Below are 15,447 nucleotides of genomic sequence, written 5' to 3'. Positions count from 1 at the left end.
TACAGGCCTAATCGTCAAAACTGCCGGCTGGACCCTTGTTGGTGTTAAGCCCCTTTGCCCTCTGTCTTATCTTGTCTTCAGTCCAATCCGCAGGGTCTTCGACCCTTGAGGCCTTCGGACCAAGGTCATAAGAACCAGTGGAAAGTATGGCATCTATAGCAAGGGGCGCGGAATTGGCGGCATTGAAGACATCGACCAAGAGATGATATACAAAATCTTCCACCCTCCTCGCCATCCTCTCTCTTATCTCCCTCGGCTGCGCCATAAGTTTATTGTCGAAAACGAGATTTAATTTCTTGTAGTCCCCAGCCTTAAGACCTTTTTCAAAGGCATATGCAACCATAGCCTGCCACATCTCCTCTGTGACGCCTTCGTCTTCCAGTTTTATGAAATTCCCAGCCTCATCCATCTCGGCGTTACCGTAGTCATTGACCTTCAGACCCCATGATATCATCTGGAGCGCTGTTGCGACGTTGGCCTTGGTGGTCCTGGTCTTTGAGGCTATCTCCTTTAGCCGCTCCGAGCTGTTGCCCGAAGTCCCATGCTGGGCGCCTGAAACTTTATATGGGGACAAGACCCTATGTATCTCCTCGGTAAGCCCTACTTGTATCCCTTGAGCGCTTGCTTCAAGCCCATGCGTAGTCCCGTTGTTGAGTGCGATCCAGTCCGGGAATATCCCATGGGCATTAAGCCCTTTAATTAAAAACAAGGCCTCATCCGGCGTCGAAAGCCCCTCCTTGCCCTTTATCTCCCCAACCTCCGTCTCAAGCCCGGCCCATTTGGGAATAAGCGGATTCAGCGCTATATTGGCAAGAAGGTTCTCGTCGTCAGGCAGATGCGATGCATCTATAGCTATCGATGTGATCCCTGCGTCAAAGATGGAGGGTATCTCGGTCTTGGCCTGCGCTATATCCTTTGGCCCCTTGATGGCATAATGATCGGCATGTACGGCAACCGGCACATTGACCCCAAGCTCGTTCATTGTTTGATCCACAAAACAGGCGATGTTCCAATAATTTACAGGACAATATGCATTCTGACCGCCCTCTGACTTTGCAATCTCAATGATAATAGCGGCACTAGCCCGCTGTGCAGCTATTAACGCGCCCCTTATTACAAAACGATTCCTTGCATTCGCAGCTATGGTCATGGCCTTGCCTTTTTCGGTCATGGCCCTGTCGATGACCTTGCCGCTCACAATCAAGGCCCTTGAATTGGGAAAGAGCTTTTTGATATTCGGTGGACGCCCGATCTCTAATGCGCGTTCAAAATCTCTGTCGGCCTGGCTTATCGTCATAACTTACCTCCGTAATGTCATACCATTATCAATAATATTTGTTATTGTAACACATGCTGAAGTCACTACAAAATAAAAAATAATCCAAGCAAGACCAAGAAGACGGATTTCTAATCTTTAAGAACTCGAAGACGAACTGGGGTTGCAGAGGCTGGAAGCCATCTTGGAATGTCTCGCAGGTCTGCAGACATCGTGTACTCCAGGGAACATTTTTATCATTTCAATTATATAAAGCTAGCAGAGATATTGCGGGGAGATCGGCCGTAGGAAACCATATCTCAAGAATCTCAAGAACAAGTGGGACCCATAGAGAAGACATTCGGCTGCTACGGGGCGCAGAGGCGGTTCATTCAATTCTGCACTTTCCCGTGGCCGCCGACAGACCGAAGATCGGATTATAATTGGGGCAGACTTTAGGCTCTGATATAAAGTTTGTTTATATCTAGTTTATATATAGTCCTTTATCAGTATCTCGGCTATTTGAACGGCATTTGTCGCCGCGCCCTTTCGTATATTGTCAGCCACGATCCACATCGCAAGGCCGTTAGCGCAGGATAAATCCTCGCGTATGCGGCCCACAAAGGTAAAATCCTGACCTGCGGCTTCAATAGCCATAGGATATCTATTCGCCCCAGGTTCATCTACAACCCTTACCCCTGGCGCAGCGGCAAGGAGTTCTCTTGCCCTTTCAGGTGTTATACATCTCTCAAACTCCACATTGACCGCCTCTGAATGGCCATAAAATACCGGAACGCGCACAGCGGTCGCCGAAACCAGTATATCCGGTGCCTCAAGTATCTTCCTGGTCTCGTTGACCATCTTCATCTCTTCCTTTGTATAGCCGTTATCAAGAAAGCTGTCTATGTGGGGAAGGCAGTTGAAGGCGATCCTGTGAGGATAGATCCTGCTTTCCATGGATTGGCCGTTGGCCCAGGCCTTGACCTGACCATCAAGCTCAGCTATCGCCTTTTGCCCTGTCCCTGACACGGCCTGATAAGTAGAAATCACGATCCGCTTTATCCTGGCAAAGTCATGTAAAGGCTTCAGGGCCACCACCATCTGGATGGTAGAACAATTCGGGTTTGCTATAATCCCCTTGTTCTTATATCCGGCTATGGCATGGGGATTGACCTCAGGGACCACCAACGGCACGTCTGGATCCATGCGCCATGCGCTTGAATTATCTATGACCACGGCCCCGCTCTTTACAGCGGATGGAGCAAATGCAATACTCCTGTCCCCACCTGCGGAAAACAGGGCCACCTCCACGCCCTTGAATGAGTTATGGTCTAACTTTTGCACCCTGACCTTTTCGCCGTTAAAGACAAACTCTTTGCCTTCTGACCGCTCTGAGGCCAGGAGCCTGATCCGGCTCACAGGAAAGGCCCTCTCTTCTAAGACCCTCATCATCATCTGACCAACAGCGCCGGTCGCACCGGCGACTGCCACGCTATATCCTCTGGACATAAAGCACCTATCCTTTCACATAGCCAGCCACCAGGTCGCCGACCTCTGTGGTGCTGTGGCCCATCTTACCGGCAGAAAGGCTCTTCAAATCCTTGCTTACCACCTTTTTTACTGCATCTTCTATCGTCTTAGCCGCATCATGTTCTCCTAAATAGTCTAACATCATCTGGCCGGCACATATTGCGGCAAGCGGGTTTATCACATTTTTGCCTGTATATTTCGGCGCCGAACCGCCGATGGGCTCGAACATGGAAACCCCCTCGGGGTTGATATTGCCGCCGGCGGCGATGCCCATACCGCCCTGGATCATGGCCCCAAGGTCTGTGATTATATCACCGAACATATTGTCGGTAACTATCACATCAAACCATTCCGGATTCTTGACCATCCACATACAAGTAGCGTCAACATGGGCATAATCGGTTTCAATATCAGGATACTCCTTTGCCACCTCATAAAAGGTGCGCTCCCAGAGATCAAAGGCAAAAGTGAGGACATTGGTCTTACCACACAGGGTCAACTTCTTTTTCTTATTCCGCTTTCTGCAATATTCAAAGGCGAATCTTATGCAGCGCTCGACACCCTTCCTTGTATTTATCGACTCCTGCACCGCAACCTCATCAGGCGTGCCCTTTTTCAAGACCCCGCCTGAACCTGTGTAGAGTCCCTCTGTGTTCTCTCTCACCACTACAAAATCGATCTCGTCAGGACCCTTGTCCTTAAGCGGCGTATCGACACCAGGATAGAGAACCACTGGACGCAGATTCACATACTGATCCAAGGCAAACCTCAGGGCAAGAAGTATCCCTTTTTCAAGGATACCTGGTCTTACATCAGGATGACCTATGGCACCAAGATAGATAGCTTGATATTGTTTAAGGTCTTCAACCGCCCCATCTGGCAACACCTCTCCCGTCCTGAGATAACGCTCTCCGCCGTAATCATACCAGGTAAGGTCCAGTTTGAAACCGAAACGATCAGCTGCTGCATTCACCACCTTTACACCCTCTCTGATCACCTCCGGGCCAGTCCCATCGCCTGGAATAACCGCAATCTTATAATTCTTCATGCATAAACTCCTTTATCGCTCTTAAAATTCAATGGTTGAGATCTATATTCATCCCCGCCCCGACTTCCAATCAAAACTGACCTGCGATCTTTCATGTATTCCAAACCACATCTCCTAGTAAATCATTGGAAATAACATACTTTTTAAAACTCTATCTTATGATATGAGAGGTTTCTTATATTGTATCAACTCTTTGCAAGTCCATTAAGGATGTGCGGTATTAGCCCCCCGTCAGCGATGAGCTCTTGCATAAAGGGTGGGATTGGTTTGAATTTAAAGGTCTTGCCAGTGGTGATGTCTTTAATTTCACCAACAGATGCATCGATCTCTACCTCATCCCCTTCTCTGATGGCATCTGCGGCATCCGCCGACTCAAAGATGGGAAGCCCCATATTAAAGGCGTTACGATAGAATATCCTTGCAAAACTAGGGGCTATGACGCAACCTACACCCACAGCCTTAAGCGCTATAGGGGCATGCTCCCTGGATGAACCACAGCCGAAGTTCTTGCCTGCGACGATCACATCGCCTGGGCGCACCTTCCTGGCGAATTCAGGGTCTTTGTCTTCCATGCAGTGCCTTGCAAGCTCAGCCGGATCGGATGTATTCAGATACCTGGCCGGGATGATCACATCCGTATCTATATTTTCACCGAATTTCCAGGCCTTTCCCTTTATCTTCATGATGCCTTTCCTTTGCCAATCTTATTTTGTCTAACCCAAGATGCATTACAGATCGTCAGGGCCCGCAATCCTGCCTAATACCGCGCTTGCTGCAGCCACTGCCGGGCTCGCGAGATAGACCTCGCTCTCCGGATGCCCCATCCGACCTACGAAATTTCTGTTGGTTGTACTGAGGGCGCGCTCGCCCTTTGCCAATATCCCCATATGCCCACCTAAACACGGCCCACAGGTCGGGGGCCCGATAACTGCCCCTGCCTCCATGAATATCTTCAGATACCCGAGCTCCATGGCCTTAAAATACACAAAAGGGGTAGCCGGAAGTACGATGAGCCTCAAGCCCTTAGAGACCTTGCGCCCCTTAAGTAAACCCGCCGCAACGGCGAGATCTTCGATCCTGCCGTTTGTGCATGAGCCTATCACGACCTGATCAAGCGGAACGTCGCCAAACTCGGATATCCCTTTCGTATTCCCAGGAAGATGGGGGCATGCCACCTGCGGCTCGATCTTTTCGCAGTCGAATTCAAACACCTTTGTATATTCAGCCCCTTCATCGCTCGTTAACGGTTTAAATTCCCTCGTTGTCCGCTGATTTACATAGCGCATAGTCTCCTCGTCGGGATTTATAAGCCCAACCTTACCCCCAGCCTCAATCGCCATATTTGACATAGTGAAACGATCCGCCATCGGAAGCGCCTCAATGACAGGACCTGCAAACTCCATGGCCATATAAAGCGCTCCATCCACGCCAATCCTCCCGATAGTGTAAAGGATGAGGTCTTTGCCCGAGACCCAGGGCCTGAGCCCGCCCTTATAGACAAACTTTATGGACTCAGGGACCTTGAACCAAGTCTGGCCCGTAATCATGGTTGCTGCAAGATCTGTGCTACCTATCCCTGTAGCAAACGCCCCAAGCGCCCCATAAGTGCAAGTATGGCTGTCTGCGCCTATCACCACATCCCCGGGTAGGACAAGACCTTTCTCCGGCAAGAGTACGTGCTCAACCCCTGTCTCTCCGCCTTCGTAGTGATACACTATGCCATGCTCTCGGGCGAACTCCCTCAAGATCTTCGCCTGCTCAGCACTCTTTATGTCTTTATTAGGGACAAAATGGTCCGCGACAAGCGCTATCTTCTCCTTATCAAAGATCCTCTTGACGCCCGAGTCTCTGAATATCTTTATTGCAATCGGCGCAGTGATGTCATTACCAAGCGCAAGATCAACATTCACTTGGACAAGCTGACCGGGCTCGACATAGTCAAGGCCTGCATGCACAGCCAGTATCTTTTCAGCTATCGTCATCTTTTTGATCATAAGTCTCCCCTTGGCAGAAACGCAAACTTGTTTTTTCTTCAAAGACGGACCGATGCCCTTTCCGATGTGCAGGCCTTTTTGTATTCTATGCGGTTCAGGGCGTTCAGGTAGGCCCTCACACTTGCCGTTATGATATCAGGATCTGCTCCCTGACCGGTCACGACAACACCGTCTTCTTCTATCCTGACGCTCACCTCGCCCTGCGCATCAGTCCCGCCTGTGATGGAATTTACAGAAAATTTCAACAGTCTGCTCTTGGTCTGCGTAATCTCGGAGACAGCCCTGAAGGCCGCATCGATAGGCCCTGCACCCATACTGACCCCGCTTATCTCCTTGCCGTCCACCTCGACCACCACGGTCGCAGTGGGCCTGATGCCGCTCCCACCCGCCACGTGGAGATAGACCAAGCGGTACCTGTCAGGCACCCCCTCGGCCGGAATCCGAAACACCTCTTCCGCCACCAGCGCCTCGATATCTTCGGGGAATATCTCCTTTTTCTTGTCAGCTACAGCCTTGAACCTTGCAAACACCCGATCGATCTCATCGTCACTGAGCCGATAACCCAGTTCCTCAAGTCTCGCCTTGAGAGCATGGCGTCCTGAGTGCTTGCCAAGGACTAGGGCACCTTGCGCAAGACCTATGTCTTTCGGATCCATTATCTCGTAAGTTGTACGCTCCTTCAAGATCCCGTCTTGATGGATACCTGACTCGTGGGCGAATGCATTGATCCCGACGATCGCCTTATTCGGTTGGACGGCCATACCTGTAAGCAGACTCACCAGGCGACTCGTGGCTGCTATATATCTGGTTACGATATCCGTGTAATACGGCAGGAGGTCATTCCTGGTACGTATCGCCATCACCACCTCCTCCATAGCCGTATTGCCAGCGCGTTCGCCTATGCCGTTTATGGTACATTCAACTTGACGCGCCCCGGCGTCTATGGCCGCAAGGACATTCGCCGTGGCAAGCCCGAGGTCGTTATGACAATGAACGCTCAAAACAGCCTTATGGATATTGGGCGTATGCTCGATTACATAACGTATCATCCTTGCAAAATCCCAGGGTACAGCATAGCCGACCGTATCCGGAAAATTCACCGTTGTAGCCCCGGCATCGATCACGATCTCAAAGACCTTGCACAGAAAATCAAGGTCGCTGCGGCTTGCGTCCTCGGCCGAGAATTCCACGTTTGAGGTGTATCCGGCGGCATGGCTGACCGCCGCCCTCGCCATTTCAATCACCTCTTCTCTTGTCTTTCTGAGTTTATATTTAAGGTGAATATCAGAGGTGGCAAGAAAGGTATGGATACGAGGGTTGGCCCCATGCTTTATGGCCTCCCATGCAGTATCAATGTCTTTCTGGCTTGCCCTTGCAAGGGCAGCAACCTGAACACCACGGATCTCATCGGCAAGGCGCTTTACAGCCGCAAAATCCCCTGCCGAGGCCACAGGAAAGCCTGCCTCGATGACGTCCACGCCCAATTTTTCAAGCTGTACGCCTATCTGAAACTTTTCATCGACATTTAATGAGACGCCAGGTGACTGCTCGCCGTCCCTAAGAGTCGTATCAAAGATCAATATCCTTTTGCAGTCTGTCATAGATGTTTCGACCCTTTATTTTCTTTCGCCCGCTATGAGCGGTTCGGCGTCATCGCCGTGTACGCCTCCAACCCTTAAAAACCTCTTGAAAGGCGCCAATACAGGCCCTGAAAGCACATATACAGACATGACTGCAAAGAGTGTCACCTTTGGCTCGATGGCAACCACGGTCATGGCCATTAAGACGACAATAATGCCAGAAAACGGGTGCCTATGAAACCAACGCATCTCCTTGAAGCTGTAATAACGCACATTGCTTACCATAAGAAATGACAATATATAGACTATGGCAAGCACACCAACATGCCGGATCGGACCTGCCATACCGAGATATTGACACAACAGCACTAGCGAGGCCACGGTACAAGCTGCCGAAGGGCACGGGAGACCGACGAAATATCGCTTAGAACCCATGCCGCTGAAGCTCAAGGTATTGAAACGGGCAAGGCGCAAGGCCGTAGTCGCTGCATAAATAAACGCTGCAAGCCAGCCGAGCCTGCCGTATTCCCTCAACCCCCATACGAATCCGAGCACTGCCGGCGCCACGCCGAAGGCCACAAGATCGGAAAGTGAATCATACTCTATGCCAAAGCGGCTTGTGGTCTTTGTAAGCCTTGCAATCCTTCCGTCAAGGCCGTCAAATATGGCAGCAACGAATATGGCCACGGCCGAGCCTTGGTAGTTCCCATTTATCGCCGATATAATGGCGTAAAAACCACTGAAGAGCGCGGCGGACGTAATGAGATTGGGTAGCAGATAGGCCCCTCTTCTTGGATTTTTGACAGGATTTTCGATCTGTTGTCTAGTTACCATATAGAGACTCACTTTTTCAGGGCGAGCACCGTCTGACCAGCCAGGACGCGCTGGCCCTTTCTCACCAATACAGGGATATCTTTGGGCAGATATACATCAAGTCTCGAGCCGAATCTGATAAGACCGAAACGCTCACCCATCTTCAGGCAATCTCCTTCTTCGGCCCAGCAGACAATCCGTCTCGCAACAAGACCAGCCACCTGGACCACTGTACATTCAAAACCCTCGTCGGATGCCAACAAAAGGGCGTTCCTCTCGTTTTCGACAACCGCCATCTTTTTATCGGCAGCCCAGAACGCCCCTTCCCTATATTCCATCCGAACGACCCTGCCAGAGATGGGTGCGCGGTTTACATGCACATCAAATAAATTCATGAATATGCTGATCCGCACAACATCAGAACCCTGAAGCGAGCCTTCTGATGCACCCTTGACCTCTATAATCCTGCCATCGGCAGGGGAGACTACAAGATCATCCCCGCTTGGGACCACCCTCTCCGGATCTCTAAAAAAATAAAGCACAAAGGCCGTGGCCGCAAGAGAGACCACGGCCGCTGCAGGCCAATTCAAGATGGCAAATACTACGGAAGCGAGGGAAAGGATACCTATAAAAGGCACACCTTCCTTTGCTACCGGGATCTTTTTAGGGAGCATTTATCTTTTTAACCAGCTCATCATCCCCCTGAGGCGGGCACCGATATCTTCAATAAGATGCCCCCTTTCGCGCCTCCTCAGGGCGTTGAACACCGGACGGCCCACTTGGTTCTCGAGCATCCACTCCTTGGCGAACTGACCGGACTGTATCTCGTCAAGGATTTTTTTCATCTCCTTGCGGGTCTCATCAGTAATGATGCGCTTACCCCTTGTATAGTCCCCATATTCAGCGGTATCGCTTATAGAATAACGCATCCTTCCAAGACCGCCTTCATATATAAGATCAACTATCAACTTGAGCTCATGGCAGCACTCAAAATAGGCTATCTCAGGTTGATAGCCTGCATTTACAAGCGTCTCGAAACCAGCTTTTATGAGTTCGCTCACACCACCACAGAGGACACTCTGCTCGCCGAAAAGGTCAGTCTCGGTCTCTTCCTTAAATGTGGTCTCGATAACACCAGCCCTGGCCGCCCCTATACCCTTGGCATATGCCAACGCCTTCTTCATGGCCTCGCCGGTTGCATCCTGATGGACGGCCACAAGGCTGGGCACACCGGCGCCCCTTTCATACTCTCGTCTGACAAGGTGCCCAGGGCCCTTCGGTGCCACCATAGCCACATCCACATAAGCAGGCGGGACTATCTGGCCGAAATGAATATTAAACCCATGCGCAAAGAGTAGCATGTCGCCCTCTTTAAGGTGCGGTGCGATCGCCTCGTTGTATAAAGGCCCTTGGATATGGTCAGGCACTAGAAGCATGATCACATCGGCCTTTTCGGCGGCCTCCTGCGCGCTTACAGGCTTAAAGCCGTGTTTTACGGCAAGGTCGTAATTGGCCGAACCGGGCCTCTGACCTACAATAACAGACAGCCCGCTCTCCTTGAGATTCAAGGCATGGGCATGTCCCTGGCTCCCATAACCTATGACGGCTATAATCTTGCCGTTCAACGCCTCCAGCTGGGCGTCTTGTTCATAATAAATACGCATGGTTGCAACTCCTTTCTAAACGGTCTTTTTCTCCCGTGCCATCGCTATAGTCCCGGTCCTTGCGATCTCTTTTATCCCTATAGGGCGCAAAAGCTCCAGCACGGCCTTGAGCTTGGTTTCAGGTCCTGTCACCTCAAGGGTATAGGTCTTTGGGCTTACATCCACAACCTTGCAGCGGAAGATGTCAACGATCCTCAAGACCTCTGCGCGCGTCTCGGCCTCGGCCTTGACCTTTATAAGGGCCATCTCACGCTCAACATACTCCCCTTCGCTGACATCCACAACCTTATAGACATCAACCAAGCGGTTCAGTTGCTTGATGATCTGTTCGATGATCAGATCCGCGCCGGACGTGACCAGTGTCAGGTGGGAGAGTGTGGGATCAAGCGTTGCGGCTACACAGAGGCTCTCGATATTGAAGCCGCGGCCGCTGAAGAGTCCGGCGATACGGGAAAGGGCACCTGGATTATTTTCCACCAAGACGGAAAGTGTATGTCTCATAAGGGCAAACTCCTTTTCTAGAACTAAACTAACAACATCTCGGTCGTAGCTTTGCCAGCAGGGACCATTGGGAACACCCCCTCCTCACGGGCGATGGCGAATTCCATGATCACAAGGCCGTCGGTCTCAAGCCCTTGTTTCAAGACCTGATCCACCTCTTCAGGTCTGGTAGCCCTGAACCCCTTCGCCCCATAGGCCTCGGCGAGCCTTACAAAATCGGGGACGACCTGGAATCTGGTGGCCACGTAGCGCTTTTCATAAAAGAGCTCCTGCCACTGCCGCACCATACCTAGGAACTGGTTATTTAAAATGACTATCTTTACCGGCAGTTTCTGCTCCATCGCAGTCGCCATCTCCTGGATATTCATCTGGATGCTGCCGTCACCGGCCACATCCACGACAAGCTTGTCAGGAAATGCTATCTGGGCACCGATTGCCGCTGGAAAACCGTAACCCATGGTGCCGAGGCCCCCGGAGGTCAAGAGCGTCCTGGGCTCGTCAAACTTGTAAAACTGGGCCGTCCACATCTGATTCTGACCGACTTCAGTCGTAATTATAGCCCTGCCCTTTGTCATGTCATATAACCTTTCAATTACATATTGAGGCTTTATGACATTCGAATCCTTTTTATAGCTCAGAGGATGCCGCTTCTCCCAGGCCCTTATCTGTTCCCACCATGCCTTATGCTGATTCTTCCATGTCTCCTGGTCGCGTCCGCCTTCTTTTAAGACCTTCAATAGTTTGCTAAGGCCTTTTTTACAATCGCCCACTATCGGGACATCCACCTTGACGTTCTTCTGTATAGAGGTAGGATCAACATCCATATGGATTATCTTCGCCATTGGGGCGAAGGCCTCTATCTTGCCCGTCACCCTGTCATCGAAACGAGCGCCAACGGCTATGATAAGGTCTGTATTCGCCATAGCCATGTTGGAGCAGTAGCTCCCATGCATTCCAAGCATCCCAAGACTATATGGATGGGTACCAGGAAACCCTCCAAGCCCCATGAGCGTCATTGCCACAGGGGCGCTTATCTCCTCAGCCAACGCCCTAAGTTCCTTGTGCGCACCTGCGATGACGACACCGCCTCCTGCATAGATTATCGGCTTTCTTGCCTGCTCGATCAAGGCGCATGCCCTCTCGATCTGTTTGATGTGCGGATCGGCCACCGGTTTATAAGATCTCAACTCTATCTCTTCCGGATAGGCGAACTCGGCCTTGCCGTTCTGGACATCTTTCGGGATATCGATAAGCACTGGCCCAGGCCGGCCTGATCTTGCCAGGTAGAACGCCTCTTTAAGTATTCTTGAGAGGTCTTTTACGTCCTTTACAAGGTAGTTGTGTTTGGTACATGGGCGCGTGATGCCGACTATGTCAACCTCTTGGAATGCATCGTTTCCTATGAGCGCCGTCGGTACCTGGCCTGTTATCACGACCATGGGCACAGAATCCATATATGCAGTGGCGATGCCAGTCACCGTGTTGGTTGCGCCAGGGCCAGATGTGACAATACATACGCCGACCTTGCCGCTCGACCTTGCATACCCATCAGCCGCATGCGTCGCCCCCTGTTCATGGCGCACAAGCACGAATTTGATGCTGCCATCTTTGTCGATTGCATCAAAGACGTCTATGATGGCCCCACCTGGGTAGCCAAAGACCACTTCGACGCCTTCCCTCTTGAGGGCCTCAACAACCATCTGTTTCCCGGCCATCTTAGCCATAAATTCACCTCACTGTCTAAATCTAAATAATGTAATGTCAACATTAAACCACCAGACAGACGTCATGCCCATTAGTTAGTGGCTGAGTCACAAACAAATGAAATTTATTATCCAAATCTTAATTTGTCAATCATTAGCAGATTAAAATTAGGTAATATTTTTATAAATTAAATAACACGCAAACAAAATCAAATGTCGCTCCTTGTAAGTAGCACAGTTATACTATACTATTTATGTTTTAATAACTCTCGGATCGTTCTATCCATGAAAACCATGAAAATAAAAGACTGGAAGGCCGTGCTTGATTCAATACCAGACATGATCTGCCTATTGGACAGGGAATACCGGCTCATATACATAAACAGGGCAATGAAGGCAAGGCTCGACCATCAACCTGAAATCATTGGAAGACCATGCTATGAGGTCATATACGGCAGGGAGGCGCCGGTTGACTATTGTCCACTTGCCATGCTGTTGGTCGACGGCAAATCCCATACCGTTGAGATAACCGGCGGCCCGCTTGGCGAATATGTAGAGGTAAACGTCTCACCGCTTCACGATGAAAAAGGGGCGCTCGTCGGCGCAATACATGTAGCCCACGACATAACCACCCTTAAAAAGACCCAAAAAGACCTCAAAAAAAGTGAGGAACGATACCTAGACCTCCTCGAAAACGCAAACGACCTCATACAGAGCGTGGCCCCTGACGGGTCATTCATCTATGTAAACCGCGCATGGCTTGAAACGCTCGGTTATACCGTGGAGGAGGTAGCAAGGCTGAAGCTCATGGATGTCTGGGCCCCTGAATGCCAATTAAAATGCCAGGATATGTTCAAAACCGTGCTCTCAGGGGGCAGCGCCGAGCATATCGAGACCAGTTTTATTGCAAAAGACGGGCGCCGGATCATCCTCGAAGGAAACGCCAACTGTCACCTCGATGAACAGGGCAGGCCCCTTTTTACCAGGGGCATATTCCGTGATATAACCGAACGCAAAAGGGTCGAAGAGGATAAAAAGAGGCTCGAAGAGAGGCTTCATCGTACGAAAAAGATCGAGGCCATCGGCGTGCTTGCAGGGGGAATAGCCCACCAATTCAACAACATCCTGGCAGGAATACTTGGGTATACAGAGATCTGTCTGACCAGACTCCCTGACGACTCTCCGCTTAAAGAATTCCTTTTAAAAATCGAACAGGGGGTCAGACGCGCGGCGGAACTCACCAGTAAGATGCTTGCCTATTCGGGCCAGGCCATGTTAATGTTAAAAGAATTGGAACTCGCGGCCTTCATGAGGGAACAGGCCCATCTAATAAGGAACACTATATCCAAAAAGGCCGAATTAAAACTGGAGATCCAAACGGCGCCCATCCTGATCAACGGGGATCCGACGCAGCTGAAATACATGGTCATAGACCTTGCAGCCAATGCATCAGAGGCACTGAATAACGCTGGCGGCCTTATAACCATAAAAGTGGGCACCATGTACGCAGACAGGCAATATATCTCCCAGGCCTTTCTCGCTGAAGATTCGAAGGAAGATGAGTATGCCTTTATCGAGGTATCTGACACGGGCATAGGCATGGATGAGGAGACGATGGCAAGGATATTCGACCCGTTCTTTACAACCAAATTCACAGGACGTGGTCTCGGCATGGCTGCAGTGCTCGGGATAGTAAAGGGCCACAACGGCATGATAAGCGTCTCAAGCAGGCCGTCCCTTGGCACCACGGTTAAGGTGCTGTTTCCCCTCAAAAGACCTGGGGCCTTACAGCCCGCTGGACGGTCTAATAAAGGCGCAGAAATCAGACCTGCCGCCTCCTGACCATTCGACATGGAAATCCTCTATATCTTCTCCTTTGATTTTATGAAAAGGGCCTTTCTGGCAGGCACGCTTGTAGGCGCAAGCTGTGCCATACTGGGGATATTTCTAGTACTTAGAAGAGAGGCCATGATAGGCCATGGGCTCTCCCATGTGACATTCGGCGGGGTGGCCATAGGGCTCATGTTCAATCTGGCACCCTTACCGGTCGCCCTTGTCTTTACACTCCTCGCAGGCCTCTGGATCAACGCCATCAAGGACAAATCAGGCCTTGGCGGGGATACCGGCATAGGGATAGTCAGCAGCCTTGGAATGGCGCTCGGGGTCATGCTGGCATCCATAGCAGGCGACTTTAATGCGGAGCTGTTTTCCTATCTCTTCGGGAGCATCCTTGCGATCAGCCAGGTCGAGGTCTGGATGGCGGGAGGACTTGCCCTGGTAACGCTTGCAACCCTCGCATTATTTTATAACGAGCTGGTATATGCCACATTCGACAACCAGACAGCAAAGACGGCTGGCATCAATGTAGGCGTACTCGACATGCTCATCGCCATCCTGACGGCTGTAACAGTGGTGACCGGCATGAAGGTTGTAGGGCTCCTCCTTGTAGCGGCCCTGATGATTATACCGGCGGCAGCAGGGCTTACCATGGCCGCAAGTTTCAGACAGGCTGTATTCATGGCCGTGATCTTTGCCGTTGTCTCCATATTCGTGGGCCTGATCCTGGCCTTTTGCCTCGACTGGCCCGCATCGGGTTCGATAGTCCTGTTGAGCGGCTTGATACTTGGCATAGGTCTTGTCTTCCGACAGAGATACAAATGGACCTGAAAAAGACCTTACTCATCACACCGACAAGACTCGAACTCTATGCCCTTTCCAGCGTCGTTGAATTCTCAAAAGTCGTGGAAAGAAACCGCCTCCCCCATATCGTGTCAGGCATAGGCCCAGGGGCGACCGCCATGACCCTCACAATGATAATGGAGAGGCAAAGGCCTGAGATCGTGATCCTGGTCGGGATCGGGGGCTGCTACAAAGACACCGGGGTCGGGTTGGAAGATGTGTGCCTTGCAGAGTCAGAGATTTACGGAGACCTCGGCCGGTGTACTCCAAAGGGGGTCGAACCCATCGAAATCGGCAATGAAAGGATCCCCATGATGTTCCCACTCAAAGACAGATGGACGCGCTTTTTAAAACCCGATTTTTTTAAAATCCTCGACGGCATTGGGATAAAAGCCATACCAATGGTAACTGTATCATGTGCAAGCGCCGACTTCGAGAGGGCTGCCAGACTGAAACACCGCTTCAAGGCAGCAGTGGAAAACATGGAAGGGGCTGCAGCGGCCCAGGTATGTAGCCTCTATTATGCGCCGCTCATTGAGCTCCGCGGCATAAGTAATTACGCCGGGGATCCTGATAAAGCTAGATGGACGACTGAAGGCGCACTCAAAAAAACCGCCACCGTACTCGTTTCTATACTAAACTACTTGAAAATTCTCTCGCCCGGTGATTGATTAGGCCTG

Annotated in this window: 14 protein-coding genes; 3 read left to right on the top strand and 11 right to left on the bottom strand. The window is 50.9% G+C overall.

The features are described from left to right. Window positions 1-7 precede the first annotated feature (7 nt). The 11 genes from LGS26_RS03835 to ilvB all read right to left on the bottom strand — a co-directional run bounded on the left by LGS26_RS03835 (window position 8) and on the right by ilvB (window position 12,109). On the bottom strand, window positions 8-1,297 hold the full coding sequence (locus LGS26_RS03835) for a class II fructose-bisphosphate aldolase (protein WP_237889319.1): 1,290 nt from the start codon (window positions 1,295-1,297) through the stop codon (window positions 8-10). A 447-nt stretch (window positions 1,298-1,744) separates the two neighbouring features. Next, complete coding sequence (locus LGS26_RS03830; protein WP_237889318.1) at window positions 1,745-2,764, bottom strand: aspartate-semialdehyde dehydrogenase; 1,020 nt, start codon at window positions 2,762-2,764, stop codon at window positions 1,745-1,747. Window positions 2,765-2,771: 7 nt separating this feature from the next. Continuing rightward, window positions 2,772-3,833: a 3-isopropylmalate dehydrogenase gene (locus LGS26_RS03825; protein WP_237889317.1), complete on the bottom strand. Its 1,062-nt coding sequence runs from the start codon at window positions 3,831-3,833 to the stop codon at window positions 2,772-2,774. Between the two features lie 185 nt (window positions 3,834-4,018). After that, a complete protein-coding gene (locus LGS26_RS03820) occupies window positions 4,019-4,516 on the bottom strand; it encodes a 3-isopropylmalate dehydratase small subunit (RefSeq protein ID WP_237889316.1) in 498 nt (165 codons plus the stop codon). 45 nt (window positions 4,517-4,561) lie between these two features. Further along, window positions 4,562-5,827 (bottom strand): 3-isopropylmalate dehydratase large subunit, encoded by a 1,266-nt coding sequence (gene leuC / locus LGS26_RS03815; protein ID WP_237889315.1) that lies wholly within the window; start codon window positions 5,825-5,827, stop codon window positions 4,562-4,564. Window positions 5,828-5,865: 38 nt separating this feature from the next. Then, window positions 5,866-7,428 carry a 2-isopropylmalate synthase gene (locus LGS26_RS03810; RefSeq protein ID WP_237889314.1) on the bottom strand — a complete coding sequence of 521 codons (1,563 nt, stop codon included), beginning with the start codon at window positions 7,426-7,428 and terminating at the stop codon, window positions 5,866-5,868. 15 nt (window positions 7,429-7,443) lie between these two features. Then, the gene (gene pssA / locus LGS26_RS03805; protein ID WP_237889313.1) at window positions 7,444-8,241 is read right to left on the bottom strand and encodes a CDP-diacylglycerol--serine O-phosphatidyltransferase; all 798 of its coding nucleotides are present in this window, start codon (window positions 8,239-8,241) and stop codon (window positions 7,444-7,446) included. Window positions 8,242-8,249: 8 nt separating this feature from the next. Beyond that, window positions 8,250-8,894, bottom strand: coding sequence for a phosphatidylserine decarboxylase family protein (locus LGS26_RS03800; RefSeq protein WP_237889312.1), 645 nt, complete (start codon window positions 8,892-8,894; stop codon window positions 8,250-8,252). Next, a complete protein-coding gene (ilvC, locus tag LGS26_RS03795) occupies window positions 8,895-9,884 on the bottom strand; it encodes a ketol-acid reductoisomerase (RefSeq protein ID WP_237889311.1) in 990 nt (329 codons plus the stop codon). It lies immediately after the preceding gene. Between the two features lie 15 nt (window positions 9,885-9,899). After that, a complete protein-coding gene (ilvN, locus tag LGS26_RS03790; RefSeq protein WP_237889310.1) occupies window positions 9,900-10,385 on the bottom strand; it encodes an acetolactate synthase small subunit in 486 nt (161 codons plus the stop codon). 23 nt (window positions 10,386-10,408) lie between these two features. Further along, window positions 10,409-12,109, bottom strand: coding sequence for a biosynthetic-type acetolactate synthase large subunit (gene ilvB / locus LGS26_RS03785; RefSeq protein ID WP_237889309.1), 1,701 nt, complete (start codon window positions 12,107-12,109; stop codon window positions 10,409-10,411). A 264-nt stretch (window positions 12,110-12,373) separates the two neighbouring features. Between ilvB and LGS26_RS03780 the strand changes: the two genes are divergently transcribed. Genes LGS26_RS03780 through mqnB form a run of 3 tightly spaced genes read left to right on the top strand, consistent with a single transcriptional unit; the run spans window position 12,374 to window position 15,438 of the window. Continuing rightward, on the top strand, window positions 12,374-13,930 hold the full coding sequence (locus tag LGS26_RS03780) for a PAS domain-containing sensor histidine kinase (protein WP_237889308.1): 1,557 nt from the start codon (window positions 12,374-12,376) through the stop codon (window positions 13,928-13,930). A gap of 9 nt (window positions 13,931-13,939) precedes the next feature. Beyond that, entirely contained in the window at window positions 13,940-14,755 is an 816-nt protein-coding gene (locus LGS26_RS03775) for a metal ABC transporter permease (RefSeq protein ID WP_237889307.1), read from the top strand. Next, window positions 14,746-15,438 carry a futalosine hydrolase gene (gene mqnB / locus LGS26_RS03770; protein WP_237889306.1) on the top strand — a complete coding sequence of 231 codons (693 nt, stop codon included), beginning with the start codon at window positions 14,746-14,748 and terminating at the stop codon, window positions 15,436-15,438. The genes LGS26_RS03775 and mqnB overlap by 10 nt, the downstream gene beginning before the upstream one ends. The last annotated feature ends 9 nt before the right edge of the window (window positions 15,439-15,447 follow it).

The organism is Dissulfurimicrobium hydrothermale (assembly GCF_022026155.1).
Lineage (GTDB): Bacteria > Desulfobacterota > Dissulfuribacteria > Dissulfuribacterales > Sh68 > Dissulfurimicrobium > Dissulfurimicrobium hydrothermale.
This window is presented reverse-complemented; position numbering and strand designations above follow the sequence as displayed.

What these genes read in the sequence shown, in the direction of transcription:
- leuC (WP_237889315.1), bottom strand. Translation starts at nt 5,827, where the DNA reads ATGATCAAAAAGATGACGATAGCTGAAAAGATACTGGCTGTGCATGCA.
- ilvN (WP_237889310.1), bottom strand. Translation starts at nt 10,385, where the DNA reads ATGAGACATACACTTTCCGTCTTGGTGGAAAATAATCCAGGTGCCCTT.
- ilvC (WP_237889311.1), bottom strand. Translation starts at nt 9,884, where the DNA reads ATGCGTATTTATTATGAACAAGACGCCCAGCTGGAGGCGTTGAACGGC.
- mqnB (WP_237889306.1), top strand. Translation starts at nt 14,746, where the DNA reads ATGGACCTGAAAAAGACCTTACTCATCACACCGACAAGACTCGAACTC.
- LGS26_RS03830 (WP_237889318.1), bottom strand. Translation starts at nt 2,764, where the DNA reads ATGTCCAGAGGATATAGCGTGGCAGTCGCCGGTGCGACCGGCGCTGTT.
- LGS26_RS03810 (WP_237889314.1), bottom strand. Translation starts at nt 7,428, where the DNA reads ATGACAGACTGCAAAAGGATATTGATCTTTGATACGACTCTTAGGGAC.
- pssA (WP_237889313.1), bottom strand. Translation starts at nt 8,241, where the DNA reads ATGGTAACTAGACAACAGATCGAAAATCCTGTCAAAAATCCAAGAAGA.
- LGS26_RS03775 (WP_237889307.1), top strand. Translation starts at nt 13,940, where the DNA reads ATGGAAATCCTCTATATCTTCTCCTTTGATTTTATGAAAAGGGCCTTT.
- LGS26_RS03820 (WP_237889316.1), bottom strand. Translation starts at nt 4,516, where the DNA reads ATGAAGATAAAGGGAAAGGCCTGGAAATTCGGTGAAAATATAGATACG.
- LGS26_RS03835 (WP_237889319.1), bottom strand. Translation starts at nt 1,297, where the DNA reads ATGACGATAAGCCAGGCCGACAGAGATTTTGAACGCGCATTAGAGATC.
- LGS26_RS03825 (WP_237889317.1), bottom strand. Translation starts at nt 3,833, where the DNA reads ATGAAGAATTATAAGATTGCGGTTATTCCAGGCGATGGGACTGGCCCG.
- LGS26_RS03780 (WP_237889308.1), top strand. Translation starts at nt 12,374, where the DNA reads ATGAAAACCATGAAAATAAAAGACTGGAAGGCCGTGCTTGATTCAATA.
- LGS26_RS03800 (WP_237889312.1), bottom strand. Translation starts at nt 8,894, where the DNA reads ATGCTCCCTAAAAAGATCCCGGTAGCAAAGGAAGGTGTGCCTTTTATA.
- ilvB (WP_237889309.1), bottom strand. Translation starts at nt 12,109, where the DNA reads ATGGCTAAGATGGCCGGGAAACAGATGGTTGTTGAGGCCCTCAAGAGG.